Source organism: Bradyrhizobium sp. LB14.3 (genome assembly GCF_040547985.1).
Taxonomy (GTDB): domain Bacteria; phylum Pseudomonadota; class Alphaproteobacteria; order Rhizobiales; family Xanthobacteraceae; genus Bradyrhizobium.
Map to the genome: position 1 here is coordinate 85,178 of NZ_JBEPQT010000023.1, position 14,847 is coordinate 100,024.

The window sequence follows — 14,847 nt, forward strand, 5'->3', positions numbered from 1 at the left end:
CGCTGAGGTCTAAGCCCGCGGCTTTGCTTCCGCGACGACGGCTCCGTGGCGGCGACGGTAAAACCAGATCGTCAGTCCCAGAATGATCGCTCCGCCGACCACACTGAGAATCCAGATGTGTTTGCCGAGATGATCATGATGCGGCAGCCCGGCATATTCGTGCAGAGCCGACACCGCCAAAACACCCGGCAGCACATGCGCGGGCGCCCAGACCAGGATCGCCGGGATGTTGATGGCGTAGAAGCGGGCCGGGGGCATGCCCAGCGCGCCGGCGGTGACCGGCACAAAGGCCCGGATCGGCGGCACGAAGCGGGCCAAGAACACGGCCCAGGCGCCGAAGCGGCGGAAGAAGTTTTCGCTCTGCTCGACCACGCTTGGATAGTTGGTCAGCGGCCAGGTGTTGAGAATCTCGCGCTGCTGCCGGTGCCCGATCCAGTAGGCCGACCCGTCGCCGAGCACAGCGCCAATTGCCGCCGCCAGCAACACCCATTGCAGCTTCAACTCGCCGCCCGGAACCAGCGCACTCAGCGCCAGGATGATGGTCGAGCCGGGAATCACCGAGCCGACCACCGGAACCGCCTCAAGCAGGGCCGCCAGGAACAGGGTCAGATAGGCCAGCCACGCATGGGCCGAGACGAATGAAATGAGGGGATCGAGAAAGGACGTCACATCGTCTCTGTGGTGGGATTGGGCTGCGGGGTTCAGACCCTACATAAGTAACAAGCGGCGGCAAAAGTGCCACCCACGTACGCAGGGCCGCGCATCCAGCACGAAATTCGAGCATGATTCGCAAGGCAGCCCTCCAAAATCTGCGTTTCTTGCCTATCTAAATGAAAAGACAACGGAACTTTGATTGGGGGGCGGGCTTCTGCCCGCACGTTGTCTCTGATAGGTTCGCCACCGCACCCAGCCGCAGCCAACGTGCAAATAACTGGTCTCGGGACCGCCCGGGGCCTCGGAGGATTGATGACGACCGCCGCCCTGTCCAAAGTTGAGGAAGTTTCCGGTCTGCCCGACATGAAGGTGTCGGTGCGCCAGGTCTTTGGGATCGACACCGATCTCGAAGTGCCGGCCTATTCCGAAGTCGATCCTCACGTACCCGAAGTTGATTCCGACTACCGGTTCGACCGCGCCACCACGCTCGCCATTCTCGCCGGCTTTTCCCGGAATCGCCGGGTCATGGTCACCGGCTATCACGGCACCGGCAAATCCACCCATATCGAGCAGGTCGCTGCGCGGCTGAACTGGCCCTGCGTGCGCGTCAACCTCGACAGCCATATCAGCCGTATCGATCTCGTCGGCAAGGACTCGATCGTGGTCCGCGACGGCAAGCAGGTCACCGAATTCCGCGACGGCATCCTGCCCTGGGCGCTCCAGCACAACATCGCGCTGGTGTTCGACGAATATGACGCCGGACGCCCCGACGTGATGTTCGTGATCCAGCGCGTGCTGGAAGTCTCCGGCCGCCTGACGCTGCTCGACCAGAACAAGGTGATCAAGCCGCATCCGGCGTTCCGCATGTTCTCGACCGCTAACACCGTCGGTCTCGGCGATACCTCGGGCCTCTATCACGGCACCCAGCAGATCAACCAGGGCCAGATGGACCGCTGGTCGATCGTCACCACGCTGAACTATCTCAGCCATGACGAGGAAGTGGAGATCGTGCTGGCGAAGGCCAAGCATTATCGCACCCCGGAGGGCCGCGACATCGTCAACAAGATGGTGCGCCTTGCCGATCTCTCCCGTAACGCCTTCGCCAATGGCGATCTGTCGACGGTGATGAGCCCGCGCACGGTGATCACCTGGGCGGAGAACGCCGACATTTTTGGCGATATCGGATTTGCATTCCGGGTCACCTTTCTCAACAAGTGCGACGAACTCGAGCGTCCGCTGGTCGCCGAGTTCTACCAGCGCTGCTTCAACGCGGAGCTGCCGGAATCGGCGGTCAACGTGGCGCTCAGCTGATATCTCGAGATGTCGTCCCGGCCTGGTGCGCAATCGCGCACATGGAGCCGGGACCCATACCGCGAGGTCTCTCGATTGAAGCGACGCCGATAGTTTTCCCTGCCCGACAACGGCCGGTGGTTATGGGTCCGGCTTTCGCCGGGACGACGGATAGGGTGAGATGACGACGTCCAACTCCAAATTCCGCAATACCAAGGAAGCCCCGACCGAGCCGTTCAAACGCTCGGTGGCGTCCTGCCTGAAGGCGATCGCGAAAGCGCCCGAGCTCGATGTCAGCTTCGCCGCGGAGCGTCCCGGGCTCGCGCCGGGCAAGGCGCGGCTGCCTGAGCCCGCGCGAAAAATGACCAAGCGTGATGCCGCCATCGTGCGCGGCCACGCCGATTCCATCGCGCTCAAGCTCGCCTGTCACGATCCAAAACTGCATCGCAAGCTGATGCCGGGCAATCCGCAGGCGCGCGGCGTGTTCGAGGCGGTTGAGCAGGCCCGCGTCGAGGCGATCGGCGCGCGCCGCATGGCGGGCGTTGCCAAAAACCTCACCGCGATGCTCGACGACCATTTCCATCGCGGCAAGTTCGACGAGATCACGGACCGCGCCGACGCACCGCTTGCGGACGCGCTGGCGATGCTGGTGCGCGAGCGCCTGACCGGCATGGCGCCGCCGACGGCTGCCAAGAAGGTCGTCGACCTCTGGCGTCCCATTCTCGAAGACAAGATCGGCAAGCGGCTCGACCGGCTCGATATCCTGGTCGAGGACCAGACCAGGTTCGGCGATGCCGTGCATGATCTGTTGACCGCGCTCGAGATCGGTGACGAGCGCAACGCCGACAGTGAAGACAACGACGACAACGAGGACAATCAGGACGGCGACAACGACCAGTCCGGCGCCGAAGGCTCGCCCGATTCCGACGCCGCGCAGGAGATGAGCGCCGACCAGGCGCAGGCCAGCTCGGAAGATATGAGCGAGAGCGCGATGGAAAGCGCGCAGGCCTCGACCTCCGACACCTTCGACGACGGTGAGCTCGGCGACGACGAGACGCCGGGCGAGGCGACGCGTCCGAACTCGCACGGCAAGAACGAGCCGCGCGGGCCGGAATATCACGCCTTCGCGCCGAAATTCGACGAGATCATCGCCGCTGAAGACCTCTGCGACCATGACGAGCTGGAGCGCCTGCGCGCCTATCTCGACAAGCAGCTCGCGCATCTGCAGGGCATCGTCGCCCGACTCGCCAACCGCCTTCAGCGCCGGCTGATGGCGCAGCAGAACCGCGCCTGGGAGTTCGATCTCGAAGAGGGCATTCTGGATCCCGCGCGCCTGTCGCGCGTGGTGACCGATCCCTATCACCCGCTGTCCTTCATGCACGAGAAGGAGGCGACCTTCCGCGACACCGTGGTGACGCTGCTGCTCGACAACTCCGGCTCGATGCGCGGCCGCCCGATCACGGTCGCGGCGACCTGCGCCGACATCCTCGCCCGCACGCTGGAGCGTTGCGGCGTCAAGGTCGAGATTCTGGGCTTCACCACGCGCGCCTGGAAGGGCGGGCAATCGCGCGAGGCGTGGCTTGCCGCCGGCAAGCCGGCCAATCCCGGCCGTCTCAACGATCTCCGTCACATCATCTACAAATCGGCCGACGCGCCGTGGCGCCGTGCGCGGAAGAATCTCGGCCTGATGATGCGCGAGGGGCTGCTGAAGGAGAACATCGACGGCGAGGCGCTGGACTGGGCGCACAAGCGCCTGCTCGGCCGGCCCGAGCAGCGCAAGATCCTGATGATGATCTCGGACGGCGCGCCGGTCGACGATTCCACGCTGTCGGTCAATCCCGGCAACTACCTCGAGCGGCATCTGCGCCACATCATCGAGGAGATCGAGACCCGCTCGCCGGTCGAGCTGATCGCGATCGGCATCGGCCATGACGTCACGCGCTATTATCGCCGCGCGGTGACAATCGTGGATGCCGAAGAGCTCGGCGGTGCCATCACGGAAAAACTCGCCGAACTCTTCAGCGAGACCAACACCGCACCCACGCAACCGGCCAACCGCCCGCGACGCAAATTGCATTCGTGAGCAACCATCGATCCCGCCGCAGCTTTATCGGCCACGCGGCGGCGGGATTTTCCACTCTCGCACTTTCTCGCCTGGCGCAGGCGCAGCCTGCGACCGAGCCGCCGCCGCGCACTTCGCTGATCGAACACGCCGTCGCCGCGCCCGTCCGCATCGAGGTGAACGCGCGGCCGATTCCGCATTTTGCGCCGCGCGACGGTTCACGCGCGCGCTTCGGTTCGCTTGAGTATCGCAGCGGCCTTGTGCTGACCTCAGCGCATCGCGGCTTCGGCGGTCTGTCCGGCTTTCGCTTCCTCGATACCAAGGGTGAGCGCTTTCTCGCGATCTCCGACCAGGGCACCTGGTTCACCGGCGCGATCCGCTATTCCGGACGGAGCATGACGGGTCTCGACGACGTCGAGGCCGCGCCGGTGCTCAATGCGGAGGGACGGCCGATCACCGAGAAGCGCCTGTGGTACGATACTGAGTCGCTCGCGCGTGACGGCTCGTTGGTCTATGTCGGGCTCGAGCGCGTCAACCAGATCATGCGTTTCGATTTTTCGAAGGGCGGCATCCGCGCCCGCGGCGAGGTGCTGCAGACGCCGCCGGCGGTGCGGAAACTGCCCTACAACAAGGGGCTCGAGGCGCTGGTGTTTGTCCCCACAGGCCAGCCGCTCGCGGGCAGCTTGATCGCGCTGTCGGAGGGCGGCTTCGATGCCGACGGCAATCTGATCGGATTTTTGATCGGCGGCCCCACGCCGGGCCAGTTCAGCATTCGCCGCACCGACCAGCAGTTCATCAGCGACGCCGTGCTGCTGCCCTCGGGCGATCTCCTGATCCTCGAGCGCAAATTCTCCTGGTTCACCGGCATCGATATCCGTATCCGCGCGATCCCCCTGAAGTCGATCGCGCCGGGCGCCGTGGTCGACGGCCCCGTGCTGTTCAAGGCCGATCTCGGCCACGAGATCGACAACATGGAAGGCATCGACGCCCACGTCACCGCCGACGGCGAGACCGTGCTGACGTTGGTGTCGGACGACAATTTCTCGCTGCTCCAGCGCACGCTGCTGTTGCAGTTCGCGCTGGTGGAGTAGGGCGGCCCGGCGCGCTCCCGCAATGCATGACGTTGCGGGCCGCCATTCCCCCCGCGCGGCTGGCAATCCGCGTTTCCATCACTACACTCCCTCTGTCGCCCCCCACTGTCGCCCTCCATCCTCCGGAACTCCCCCCGCATGAGCGCCCTGTTTTCCCCGATCAAGCTGCGCGGCCTGACGCTGAAGAATCGCATCGTGGTGTCGCCGATGTGCCAGTATTCGGCCGACGACGGCGTCGCCAATGACTGGCACTTCACCCACATCAACAATCTCAGCCTGTCGGGCGCGGCGATGTTCTGCATCGAGGCGACCCATGTCGAGGCGATCGGCCGCATCACGCCGGGCTGCCTCGGGCTCTACAGCGACGCAGCCGAGGCCGCGCTGAAACAGGTCCTCAGCTCGGTGCGCAAACATTCCTCCACGGCGGTCGCGATGCAGCTCGCGCATGCGGGCCGGAAAGCCTCGAGCGCGCGGCCCTGGGACGGCGGCCAGCTGATTCCGCTGAGCGAAGGCGGCTGGCAGACCGTGGCGCCGTCAGCACTGCCGCACAAGGAAGGCGAGGCCGCGCCGCTCGCGCTCGACACCGCAGGCCTCAAGCGCATCCGCGACGCTTTCGTCGAGTCCGCGAGACGCGCGGCTCGCATCGGCATCGACGCGATCGAGCTGCATGGCGCGCACGGCTATCTCCTGCATCAGTTTCTGTCGCCGATCTCGAACAGGCGCACCGACGAATACGGCGGTAGCTTGCAAAACCGCATGCGCTTCCCGCTGGAGGTTTACGACGCGGTGCGCGCGGTGTTTCCGCACGACAAGCCGGTCGGCATGCGGGTGTCCTCGACCGACTGGGTCGAGGGCGGCTGGGATCTGGCGCAGACCATCGCATTCGCCAACGCGCTGAAGGCGCGCGGCGTCGACTGGATCGATGCCTCCTCCGGCGGCGTCTCGCCGCTGCAGAAGATCCCGCTCGGCCCCGGTTACCAGGTGCAGTTCGCAGAGGCCATCAAACGCGAGACCGGGTTGCCCACCATCGCCGTCGGCCTGATCACCGATGGAAAGCAGGCCGAAGAGATCGTCGCATCCGGCAAGGCCGACATGGTCGCGCTCGCCCGCGGTATGCTCTACGACCCCCGCTGGGCCTGGCACGCCGCAGCGGACGTCGGCGGCGAAGTCGAGGCACCCCCGCAATACTGGCGCTCGCAGCCGTCGACACAGAAGGCGCTGTTCGGCAAGACCACGTTCGGAGCGAGGTGATGTCTTCACCTGCCGCCCATCTTTCTGCCGCCCATCCTTCGAGACGCCCGCCTTTGGCGGGCCCTCAGGATGAGGACGGAGTGCGCGGTAGCACTTTCGGCAGGCAAGGATGCCGCTCAGCCTCATCCTGAGGAGACCGCAAAGCGGTCGTCTCGAAGGACGAGGCGCTCGCTCAGCCTGCGCCAGGACGTCTTATGCGATAGCCCTGCCGCTTGCAGGAGAGGGAATTAACCTCACGCATCCGTAACCCCTCTCACCTTCCACGTCGGGCAAAACTGGCCTAACCTCGCGCGCACTCCAATTCGTCACGGAGGCCCGCCATGCGGTTTCGTGTCCGGAAGGCTGCCCACGTCATCGAGCGCGTGGGTCTTGCGATGGCAGGGGCGGCGTGCGGGCTGTTCGTCGGCGCCTATGTGGGATCTGTGATACCCGCGCTCACCACGGAGGGATTCCTGCTGCTGATGATGGTGCTGGGCTTCGTCGGCTTCTATCTCGGCATCGACACGCCGCAGCTGCCCTTCGACGAGGCCCACGGCGACATCGACGCCGCGGAACTGTTGAGCGGCGCCGGCACGCTCTGCGCCACGCTGACCGCATTCGCCTCGGTCGCCATCATCGTGCTCCGCCTCGATCCGCACATCGCGTGGAGCTGGTTCGCCCTGTTGGGCTGGATCGCAGGCGTCGCGATGCAGATCGTCGCGGGGGCGAAGGCGCGGATGCGGAAGTAGGTGGGGCGACGACTCGCCTCAGAACACCACGCCCACCTTCGTCCCGCGCTTCCACGCCACGCGGCAGCGCTTCTTGGTGTTCACGTGCAGCAGCTCGAACCTGTCAGGAATCTTCACCTGCCCGCCGAGATCGACGCAGGCGCCGCCGGGCGAATAGTCGATCAGCGTGCAGACGATGACCGGCGCGCGCGGGTCGGTGATGATCTTGGCCTGGCGGGACACCAGGCCGGCGGGTTTGACGCGGGCATGTCGGCGCGGATGCATTGGCACTCTCCTCCAATTTCCGCGAATAGCGCGGGTGGTCTGGGAGATGATGGCGAGGAGTTGATGCGATCCAGCTAAGGCGGGGGCGAGAATTTTAATGAAAAGTGTCGGCGAATGGAGAAAGCGGCGGTAGTGGGGTATGACGAGGCCCCACCTCACTCCGCCACGATCTCCTCCGTCTCCGCCGCCCCCCCCACACCCGGCGGCACCGGCATCGGCACGGTCACATAATCCTTCGGCAAGTTCACCGGCCGGTATCCCGGCTCCACCGCCATCCGCTTCAGCACGCTCTCATGCACATGCGCGCCGTCGGGGATGGGGCGCGGTTCGCAATCGGGGATGTAGAAGCCGAGAAAGACTTTCCGCTCCGGCCATTCCTTGTATGTCGCGCTCTTCGGCAGATACTCCAGCACGCGCCAGAGCGCCGTCATTGAATTGTGCAGCTCGCCGATCTTGCCGGTGTAGGCGGGCTCGACATACTGGAACGGTGAGTTCTTGCGCTGGATGCCCCAGGCAAGCTGGTTCACGGTGCGCGGATTGAAGTTCAGCCCGGCCTTCGCCGCCTCTTCGATCATCCAGATCAGCGGATATTTGGACTCGCCGCTCTCTGCCTCCGGATAACCGCCGCCGACATCGCAGTGCACGCCGGCGAACCACACCTGCAAAATGTCCTGTGGCTCCTTCTTCTCGTCGGGCACGTAACGGTGGCTCCAGTACTCCTGCGGCTCGTCATGCTTCTTGAGGCGGAACATGCAGCGCCGCTCGTCGATCGCGATCGCCTGCCGGAAGATGTTGACGCTCGGATTGCGCAGTGTGAAGGCGAGCTCCTCCAGGCTGAACACGAGGAAGAAGACGTCGCGCCGCGGCACGATCACGCTCGCCACCGTGTCCCAGACGCCGATGAAATGGATGGTCGGCCAGCGCGTGGAGGTGATGCGCGCGAATTGCGCGGCGAGGTCGAATTCGTCTTTCGGCAACGGCCCCTGATCATCGACATCGATACCCTTGAGGTCCTCGATGTCGTTGCCGCGCCCGGTGCCGGAATATTGCTTGTAGGCGACGAGGCCGGAGCCTGCGAGGTTCGTCTGCTCCGGCGAGATCAGGCCGATCTTGTGGATCAGCCCCGCCAGCACCCGCACGGTATAGGCGCCGCGCGAGAAGCCGAACAGATAGATCTTGTCGCCCGGCGCGTAGTGCTCGACCAGGAAGCAATAGGCCGACAGCACATTGTCATCGAGCCCGTAGCCGGTGGCGAGCCCCAGCACCAGATTGACGTTGGCCTTGAGCCGGTGCCACGTCGACGGCTCCGTCACGGTGCCGACGCCTGGATCGTAGAACACCATCTGCCGCGGCGACGTCTTGTCGGTCTTGCGCAGGCAGCGATAGAGCTTCAGGACGTTGGAGATGTTCTCCGAGATCTCGTTGCCGGTGCCGTCACAGCAGATGACGAGGTTTTTCGGCCCGGATTGATGGTCGGTCGTGCGGTCGTGCTCCACGGTACGGCCCTCCCGGTGATGCTACCCGGGCGAGTATAGCGGAAAAGGGTAGGGGAGAAGAGATGATAGCGGTCGCTTCTCCCTCTCCCATTGTGGGCAGGGCTATCGCATATGAAGAAACATATGGCAGGAAGCTCGACTGCGGCCATCCTTCGAGACGCCCGCCTGCGGCGGGCCCTCAGGATGAGGGATGAGTGTGCGGCAGCATTTCAACGCAGACGGATGCAGCCAAGCCTCATCCTGAGGAGACCGCGTAGCGGTCGTCTCGAAGGACGAGGCGCCCGGCCTCTATCGCCCCCTACTTCTTCTTCCCCTGACCGATCTCCGGCTGCCAGGCGGCGTCCTTGCGGCTCGGTGCCGCGGCGGTTGCTTTGACTTTGTCCTTCTTCGGCTTCTTGGTCTCGCGATTGCTGCGTTGCTGTCCCTTGGCCATGACGTCCGTCTCCTGTGGGGGCTCGAATTCGCTGGGTTCGTTCGACTGCGAGATTGGCGCTGCCGTATGCGTTAGGCACGCGGCGACGAGAAAAGACACGCGGTGCCGCGCACACGAAACGCGGAACATGCAGCGCAATCTCGATCTCACGGCAATTGCGTGAGTTGCGCTGACGCTTACGAGCGTACGCCTGCGCCATGCCGATGGCGAGGACTAAAACGCCGCGCACGAGCGCCGCGAGCGGCCTTAAGTACCGGCCCGTGCTGACATAATGCTGGCTATTGCCGCGCTAGGAGCGCATGTTTGCGGCAGCTGGCGTCGGTTGGGGCCCCTTCTTGTGAAAGGCAGGTGTGCATGACCATCCGCTCGCGGCGAGAAACCGTCACCTTCAAGCATCCATTCCACATCCGCGGCGTCGAGCGCGAGTTGCCGGCCGGCGCCTATGAGGTCGTCACCGACGAGGAGATGATCGAGGGCCTGTCGTTCGCGTCCTATCGCCGCGTCGCCACCATGATCACGGTGCCGTCCGAAGGCGTGCGCGGTGCGACGGAGATGCTGTCGATCGGCTCGGTCGACCTGGCGGATGCCCAACGCATCGACGCGAGTGCCGCCAATGACTGACATCCCGGTCGATCTCGACAGCCACCGCGGCATGGCCGCCCAGAAGGCGACCGATCTGCGCCGCGCGCTGGCCGACGTCGAGGCCCAGGTCAGGGAGCTGCGCGAGCGCGAGGCCGATCTCGAAAACCGCATGATGTCGGTGCCCGCCGCGTCCTGGCCGGAGGCCGCCGTGAAGGCGCGCCATCTGCTCAACCTCTATGCCGCGAGCCTGCCCGCTGAGGACACCCGCCACCGCGCGCTGGTGGCCGCGCTGTTCGACGATTTCGCAAGACTGAACGGCGACAGTTGAGACGAGCCGCAAGCCCCGGGCTCGCTGCACCTCTCCCGCTTGCGGGAGAGGTCGACGCGCCCCGGGCGATGCGAAGCATCGTCCCGCGCGCGGCGGGTGAGGGCTCTCTCCTCGTCGGGGTTCTCGCTTGTGGAGACACCCCCACCCAACCCTCCCCCGCAAGCGGGAGAGGGAGCGCACCAGAACCAATCGGCACAAGGAGTACCCTATGACGCTCACCAGCAGCCGCTTCATCGGCCACGAACAGGACCGGGGCATCGTCCAGTTCTCGATGCAGGACGGCGCGAAGCAGATCGCCTGCGCGATCTCGACCTCCGCGATGGACGACCTCGAGCGCGGCCCGCGCGCCCGGCCCTCTGAGCGCGAAGAGCAGTTCACCCGCCTGCGCGAGCGCATCGAAGCCTGCGTCGAACGGAAGTATCAGGCGACGGAGTTTGAGGGGACCCCGCCGGGGATCGTGCTGCGGAGCATTGATTTTCGGGGGTAGGGGAGGCGACGGTTCGCACCGCGAGCGTGCAGGCTTCGCGCATTTTCGATCGCATCCGCAGGCCCCTTTACCGCCTCAGCTGTTGATATTAACCATCTGTTAACCATGCGGTCGCCTAATGTGGAGGATTGGGGGATCACCATGTCGGCCCATGTGACGCGACCGAAGTTGATGCCAGCCGATCCTGCCTTTCATCTGCTTGGCGGGCTCGCGGTTCGTGCCAAGGCCTTCATACAGACCAAAACGGCTGTCCTACGGAGCAATGCCATGTTCGGAAAGGACGACTTAGTGGACAATCTCGGTCGCGATCTCGATCGCGCGCGCGGACGACGCGATGCTCTTGCATCCGAGGCTGCGACCCTGACGGCTCAGATCGCCGAAATCGAAACCCGCCTTTCGGAGGAGAAGAACAGGCGGGAGCGTGATCGCGTCCTGGGCGAAATCGAAGCGATCAAAACCCGAATCAAACAGGCCGGGAGCGCGTTTGCACCTGTTGTCGATGGTCTCTGCAAGGCGATCGAGCAGGCTGCGGCAGTTGTGCCCGAGGCCCGCGAGCTCAATAGCTTCCTGGTATCGGTGGCGGCTGAAATCGACAACGTCATCGATCCCTTGGTGCGCGAACTGGATCAGCGCGCGGATGCGGTGCGAATAGGCCACGCTGCACCGGACATCCCGAGTTCGGCCAATGAGGGGGCCATCGTACCGCCCGTGGAACCGCCAAAAGACAACAACGATCGCCTGCTTCGCTTCCCGGCGTGGCTGTCTCGCGACAAGGAGCCGGAAAAGGAAACAGCGGAGAGCCCGCGCAGCACGGCAGCGTGAATCATCGGCGCGCCGCGCACCTCAAGAAGCTCGAATGCATGACGTTCGGAATTCGCCGATGAAATTGCGCGATGACGATTCGTCCCAATCTCATCGCGCCCTGGACGCCTAGCAGCGGCCCATTCCCGGCATCGTAGCTCGCGACGGCGTCTGTCACCGGGCCGCGCTTCGCGCGGACCCGTTGGTCGCGCCCCGGGATGACGACCCGTTGTCGGGCTCGCTGGTCCGCCAGGCAAGTAACTCCGGCTCTTGCGGCCAGCTCAGTTGGCGGCGCGGCGCAGGAAGGCCGGGATATCGAGAATGCTTTCGTCGGTCGCGTTGCGTAGAGATGAGCGGCCGTAGGGATCGAGCGGCTGAGGAGCTGCCTGGCGCGCATATTCCAGATCCGGCCTTGCCGGTTGCCCCGTGGGTCGGCCGGCTGCGGGGTGGAGCGGCGGGCTTTCCACCTGCGGAAGCGGTGCGCTGCGCTCGATGCGATCGGCGATGCGGCGGCTGTCGTTGCGCAGCTTGCCGGCGAGCTGCGTGAGTGAGGTTTCCGCCGGCGGCGTCTGCAGCGCCGGATCGAGATTGTCGATTCCGGTCGCCACCACCGAGACGCGGACGATGCCCTCGAGGCTTTCGTCAAACGACGCGCCGACGATGATGTTGGCGTCCGGGTCGGCCTCGTCGCGAATGCGGGTGGCAGCTTCGTCGACTTCGAACAGCATGAGATCCCTGCCGCCGGTGATGGAGATGATGAGGCCACTGGCGCGCTTGATCGAGGGGTTCTCGATCAACGGATTGGAAATTGCGGCCACGGCGGCGGCGAGCACGCGTTTCTCGCCGGAAGCTTCGCCCCGTCCCATCATCGCCTTGCCCTTCTCTCGCATCACGGAGAGAACGTCGGCAAAATCGAGATTGATCAGGCCTTCCTTGACGATGAGGTCGCTGATGCAGGCCACGCCCGAATAAAGCACCTGATCGGCAAGGGCAAAGGCATCGGCGAATGTGGTCTTCGCGCTGGCCACCCGGAACAGGTTCTGGTTCGGGATGATCAGCAGGGTGTCGACTGTCTTCAGCAATTCCTCGATGCCGGCTTCGGCAAAGCGCATGCGGCGCTGGCCCTCGAAGTAGAATGGCTTGGTGACCACGCCGATCGTGAGGATGCCGAGCTCGCGCGCGGTCCTGGCGATGATGGGTGCAGCCCCGGTGCCGGTACCGCCGCCCATGCCGGCAGTCACGAACACCATGTGCGCGCTGGTCAGATGTTCGCGGATCGTATCAATTGCCTCCTCGGCTGCGGCGCGTCCCAATTCGGGTTGCGAGCCGGCGCCAAGGCCCGCAGTCACCTGTGTGCCCAGCTGGATGAGGCGCGTCGCCTTCGACATGGCAAGCGCCTGCGCGTCGGTATTGGCGACGACGAAGTCGACCCCCTGCAGCCCGGCCGTGATCATGTTGTTGACGGCATTGCCGCCAGCGCCGCCAACCCCGAATACGACAATGCGCGCCTTCATCTCGCGAATATCTGTAGTGCCAGTCATTCTGTCCTCGCGGTTGCTCCGGCAGGCCGGGTGGGATGAATATCGAGTGCTACCCGCAAGCCGCGCGGTCTGCGTCCACGATGGCCGCCGCCAGATGTCCCAATCGAAGCGCGGCTGGTCCCGCGGTCGCGCCGCCAGCCCGGCGACCGGTCCGCAGAGCCGCCACTTCGTCTTCCAGTCGTGCCGCCCACGCATTGGCGGCCATCGTCTCGGCAGCCGCCTGCGTCAGCTCGACGGCGAGGCGATCGGCGCACTCGCGCTCGCGCTCGAGATCTGACCGGTAGCCGGCTGCGACTGCTTCGAGCCGCGCGACCTCCGCCTTGAAGGCCTCGATCTTGAAGGCCTCGATCTTTGCCATGGAGACATCGATGCGGTCTGCCGGGCGGCCAATTCGTGGGCGAGGCGTGTACCGGAGTTCGGAGAAATCAACGCTCACCAGGGCTTTCCCATCATCCGAACGCGAGCGCGGCAAACCGCGTCGCCCGGCAAGCGAACGAGCGGCCTCGCGCGAGATATTGAGGCGGGCACTGAGATCGGCATACGTCAACAACGCAACGCACATCGGCGCTTCTCCTGGAGCGAGCCGGGAAGGCATTTCGGGCTAATGATGGCTGGACGATGAGTTTAGGCTAGGGTGCGTTGGTTAATGGACGGTTAACGCGCGCGGGGCGCTAGCGCCGGGCGTGCGCGCCAGACCCGCCGAGCGCGAAGCTCAGCTCGTGCGCCTGCGCGAGTGCATCGAAGCCTGCGCGGAACGGAAGTATCAGGCGACGGAGTTCGAGGGCACCCCGCCGGGGATCGTGCTGCGGAGCATCGATTTTCGGGGATAGGGAGAGGGCGGATTGCGGGCGTTGCTCCGTCGCTGCGCGCTGCTACCCACGGTTATCGCAGCTGAGCCTCAGCTTCGACCGATTGCAATTCTTCGATTGATGAGGGGTCGGGCCCGTCTGAATTCGGTGTCTCTAAGAGAGCTGTCGCCTCAATTTCGGGCAACATCTCTACGGAGCGTAGCTTACGATCAATCGCGCGCTTCCGAACCGATACCCCGTCGATAGTCTCCGAAGCCTCTTGCAGCTTCTTCTGTACCTTTTCGAGAATTGAACCATACTTGCTGAATTCGGTCTTTACGGCACCAAGAATCTGCCAAACTTCGCTAGATCGTTTCTGAATGGCGAGAGTTCTGAAACCCATGCGCAAGCTATTCAGAAGAGCAAGGAGTGTTGTTGGTCCCGTTACGAGTATTCGATTCTCGCGCTGAAGGTAGTCTGTGAGGCCGGGCCTTCTGATGACCTCCGCGTATAAGCCTTCGGTCGGCAGAAACAATATTCCAAAGTCAGTACTGAAAGGTGGATGGACATACTTGGTCGCGATTTCACTCGCAGCCTGTCGAATACGTGTCTCCAAGGCTTTGCCCGCCAATTCGACCGCCTCCAAATCACCTCGCTCTGAAGCGTCAATTAGTCGTTCGTAATCTTCAGTCGGAAACTTCGCGTCGATTGGCAACCAGAGTGGACCACCCTCACCGCCCGGAAGTCTAATCGAAAACTCAACCCTTTGATTGCTTCCGGGCCTGACTTCAACGTTCTTTTCATACTGGTCGGGAGCCATTGCCTGCTCAAGGATGCTCGCTAACGTCACCTCTCCCCAAGTGCCTCTGGCTCTCACATTCGTCATCATGCGTTTGAGATCGCCCACTCCCGTGGCCAAAGTCTGCATTGTCAATCGGCGTTCAAATTTGACCCCGCGTATTGCCTCACTTGCAGATGTTACCCTGGCGGCGCCGTGGCCGATGACGATCCGAGGTCGCCTGATGGGTCGCGCCAGGTAGCTTTCCCGGCT

Annotated in this window: 16 protein-coding genes and 1 pseudogene; 10 read left to right on the forward strand and 7 right to left on the reverse strand. The window is 64.2% G+C overall.

Going from position 1 to position 14,847, the window contains the following annotated elements:
- Positions 1 to 9: 9 nt before the first annotated feature.
- On the reverse strand, positions 10 to 669 hold the full coding sequence (locus ABIB00_RS30355) for a DedA family protein (protein ID WP_354106894.1): 660 nt from the start codon (positions 667 to 669) through the stop codon (positions 10 to 12).
- Positions 670 to 966: 297 nt separating this feature from the next.
- Here ABIB00_RS30355 and cobS point away from each other — a divergent pair, with 297 nt between their 5' ends.
- The 5 genes from cobS (at position 967) to ABIB00_RS30380 (ending at position 7,076) form a co-directional block, all read left to right on the forward strand.
- On the forward strand, positions 967 to 1,965 hold the full coding sequence (gene cobS, locus ABIB00_RS30360) for a cobaltochelatase subunit CobS (protein ID WP_247340084.1): 999 nt from the start codon (positions 967 to 969) through the stop codon (positions 1,963 to 1,965).
- A 160-nt stretch (positions 1,966 to 2,125) separates the two neighbouring features.
- Entirely contained in the window at positions 2,126 to 4,027 is a 1,902-nt protein-coding gene (cobT, locus tag ABIB00_RS30365; protein ID WP_247448218.1) for a cobaltochelatase subunit CobT, read from the forward strand.
- Positions 4,024 to 5,097: an esterase-like activity of phytase family protein gene (locus tag ABIB00_RS30370; protein ID WP_354106895.1), complete on the forward strand. Its 1,074-nt coding sequence runs from the start codon at positions 4,024 to 4,026 to the stop codon at positions 5,095 to 5,097. The genes cobT and ABIB00_RS30370 overlap by 4 nt, the downstream gene beginning before the upstream one ends.
- Before the next feature lie 138 nt (positions 5,098 to 5,235).
- Positions 5,236 to 6,348 (forward strand): NADH:flavin oxidoreductase/NADH oxidase, encoded by a 1,113-nt coding sequence (locus tag ABIB00_RS30375; protein ID WP_354106896.1) that lies wholly within the window; start codon positions 5,236 to 5,238, stop codon positions 6,346 to 6,348.
- Positions 6,349 to 6,668: 320 nt separating this feature from the next.
- Positions 6,669 to 7,076, forward strand: coding sequence for a hypothetical protein (locus tag ABIB00_RS30380; RefSeq protein ID WP_247340078.1), 408 nt, complete (start codon positions 6,669 to 6,671; stop codon positions 7,074 to 7,076).
- 18 nt (positions 7,077 to 7,094) lie between these two features.
- Here ABIB00_RS30380 and ABIB00_RS30385 read toward each other — a convergent pair whose 3' ends face one another.
- From ABIB00_RS30385 to ABIB00_RS30395, 3 genes are all read right to left on the reverse strand, one after another.
- On the reverse strand, positions 7,095 to 7,340 hold the full coding sequence (locus ABIB00_RS30385) for a PilZ domain-containing protein (RefSeq protein WP_027535908.1): 246 nt from the start codon (positions 7,338 to 7,340) through the stop codon (positions 7,095 to 7,097).
- Between the two features lie 155 nt (positions 7,341 to 7,495).
- Positions 7,496 to 8,836 (reverse strand): T6SS phospholipase effector Tle1-like catalytic domain-containing protein, encoded by a 1,341-nt coding sequence (locus tag ABIB00_RS30390; RefSeq protein ID WP_354106897.1) that lies wholly within the window; start codon positions 8,834 to 8,836, stop codon positions 7,496 to 7,498.
- Between the two features lie 298 nt (positions 8,837 to 9,134).
- Positions 9,135 to 9,269, reverse strand: coding sequence for a hypothetical protein (locus ABIB00_RS30395; protein WP_256467629.1), 135 nt, complete (start codon positions 9,267 to 9,269; stop codon positions 9,135 to 9,137).
- Between the two features lie 354 nt (positions 9,270 to 9,623).
- On the opposite strand from ABIB00_RS30395, the gene ABIB00_RS30400 reads away from it, so the two are divergent.
- The 4 genes from ABIB00_RS30400 to ABIB00_RS30415 all read left to right on the forward strand — a co-directional run bounded on the left by ABIB00_RS30400 (position 9,624) and on the right by ABIB00_RS30415 (position 11,488).
- On the forward strand, positions 9,624 to 9,890 hold the full coding sequence (locus ABIB00_RS30400) for a hypothetical protein (protein ID WP_247448224.1): 267 nt from the start codon (positions 9,624 to 9,626) through the stop codon (positions 9,888 to 9,890).
- Positions 9,883 to 10,179, forward strand: coding sequence for a hypothetical protein (locus tag ABIB00_RS30405; RefSeq protein WP_354106898.1), 297 nt, complete (start codon positions 9,883 to 9,885; stop codon positions 10,177 to 10,179). Before ABIB00_RS30400 ends, ABIB00_RS30405 begins: the two co-directional genes overlap by 8 nt.
- A gap of 208 nt (positions 10,180 to 10,387) precedes the next feature.
- On the forward strand, positions 10,388 to 10,666 hold the full coding sequence (locus ABIB00_RS30410) for a DUF1488 family protein (RefSeq protein WP_247448225.1): 279 nt from the start codon (positions 10,388 to 10,390) through the stop codon (positions 10,664 to 10,666).
- A gap of 141 nt (positions 10,667 to 10,807) precedes the next feature.
- Positions 10,808 to 11,488: a hypothetical protein gene (locus ABIB00_RS30415; protein WP_247340067.1), complete on the forward strand. Its 681-nt coding sequence runs from the start codon at positions 10,808 to 10,810 to the stop codon at positions 11,486 to 11,488.
- A gap of 260 nt (positions 11,489 to 11,748) precedes the next feature.
- Here ABIB00_RS30415 and ftsZ read toward each other — a convergent pair whose 3' ends face one another.
- Both ftsZ and ABIB00_RS30425 read right to left on the reverse strand, forming a co-directional pair.
- The gene (ftsZ, locus tag ABIB00_RS30420) at positions 11,749 to 13,008 is read right to left on the reverse strand and encodes a cell division protein FtsZ (protein ID WP_354106899.1); all 1,260 of its coding nucleotides are present in this window, start codon (positions 13,006 to 13,008) and stop codon (positions 11,749 to 11,751) included.
- Positions 13,009 to 13,057: 49 nt separating this feature from the next.
- A complete protein-coding gene (locus tag ABIB00_RS30425; protein ID WP_247340063.1) occupies positions 13,058 to 13,366 on the reverse strand; it encodes a hypothetical protein in 309 nt (102 codons plus the stop codon).
- Between the two features lie 319 nt (positions 13,367 to 13,685).
- On the opposite strand from ABIB00_RS30425, the pseudogene ABIB00_RS30430 reads away from it, so the two are divergent.
- Positions 13,686 to 13,838: pseudogene (locus ABIB00_RS30430) on the forward strand (DUF1488 family protein); the annotation flags it as partial.
- 52 nt (positions 13,839 to 13,890) lie between these two features.
- Here ABIB00_RS30430 and ABIB00_RS30435 read toward each other — a convergent pair.
- Positions 13,891 to 14,847 (reverse strand): DNA recombination protein RmuC (locus ABIB00_RS30435; RefSeq protein WP_354106900.1); only part of this gene is annotated, 957 nt, incomplete at its 5' end.

Bases quoted from the DNA above. Each gene is read 5' to 3' on its own strand.
- cobS (WP_247340084.1), top strand. From the start codon at position 967: ATGACGACCGCCGCCCTGTCCAAAGTTGAGGAAGTTTCCGGTCTGCCC.
- ABIB00_RS30375 (WP_354106896.1), top strand. From the start codon at position 5,236: ATGAGCGCCCTGTTTTCCCCGATCAAGCTGCGCGGCCTGACGCTGAAG.
- cobT (WP_247448218.1), top strand. From the start codon at position 2,126: ATGACGACGTCCAACTCCAAATTCCGCAATACCAAGGAAGCCCCGACC.
- ABIB00_RS30415 (WP_247340067.1), top strand. From the start codon at position 10,808: ATGTCGGCCCATGTGACGCGACCGAAGTTGATGCCAGCCGATCCTGCC.
- ABIB00_RS30395 (WP_256467629.1), bottom strand. From the start codon at position 9,269: ATGGCCAAGGGACAGCAACGCAGCAATCGCGAGACCAAGAAGCCGAAG.
- ABIB00_RS30385 (WP_027535908.1), bottom strand. From the start codon at position 7,340: ATGCATCCGCGCCGACATGCCCGCGTCAAACCCGCCGGCCTGGTGTCC.
- ABIB00_RS30405 (WP_354106898.1), top strand. From the start codon at position 9,883: ATGACTGACATCCCGGTCGATCTCGACAGCCACCGCGGCATGGCCGCC.
- ABIB00_RS30425 (WP_247340063.1), bottom strand. From the start codon at position 13,366: ATGGCAAAGATCGAGGCCTTCAAGATCGAGGCCTTCAAGGCGGAGGTC.
- ABIB00_RS30410 (WP_247448225.1), top strand. From the start codon at position 10,388: ATGACGCTCACCAGCAGCCGCTTCATCGGCCACGAACAGGACCGGGGC.
- ABIB00_RS30400 (WP_247448224.1), top strand. From the start codon at position 9,624: ATGACCATCCGCTCGCGGCGAGAAACCGTCACCTTCAAGCATCCATTC.
- ftsZ (WP_354106899.1), bottom strand. From the start codon at position 13,008: ATGACTGGCACTACAGATATTCGCGAGATGAAGGCGCGCATTGTCGTA.
- ABIB00_RS30380 (WP_247340078.1), top strand. From the start codon at position 6,669: ATGCGGTTTCGTGTCCGGAAGGCTGCCCACGTCATCGAGCGCGTGGGT.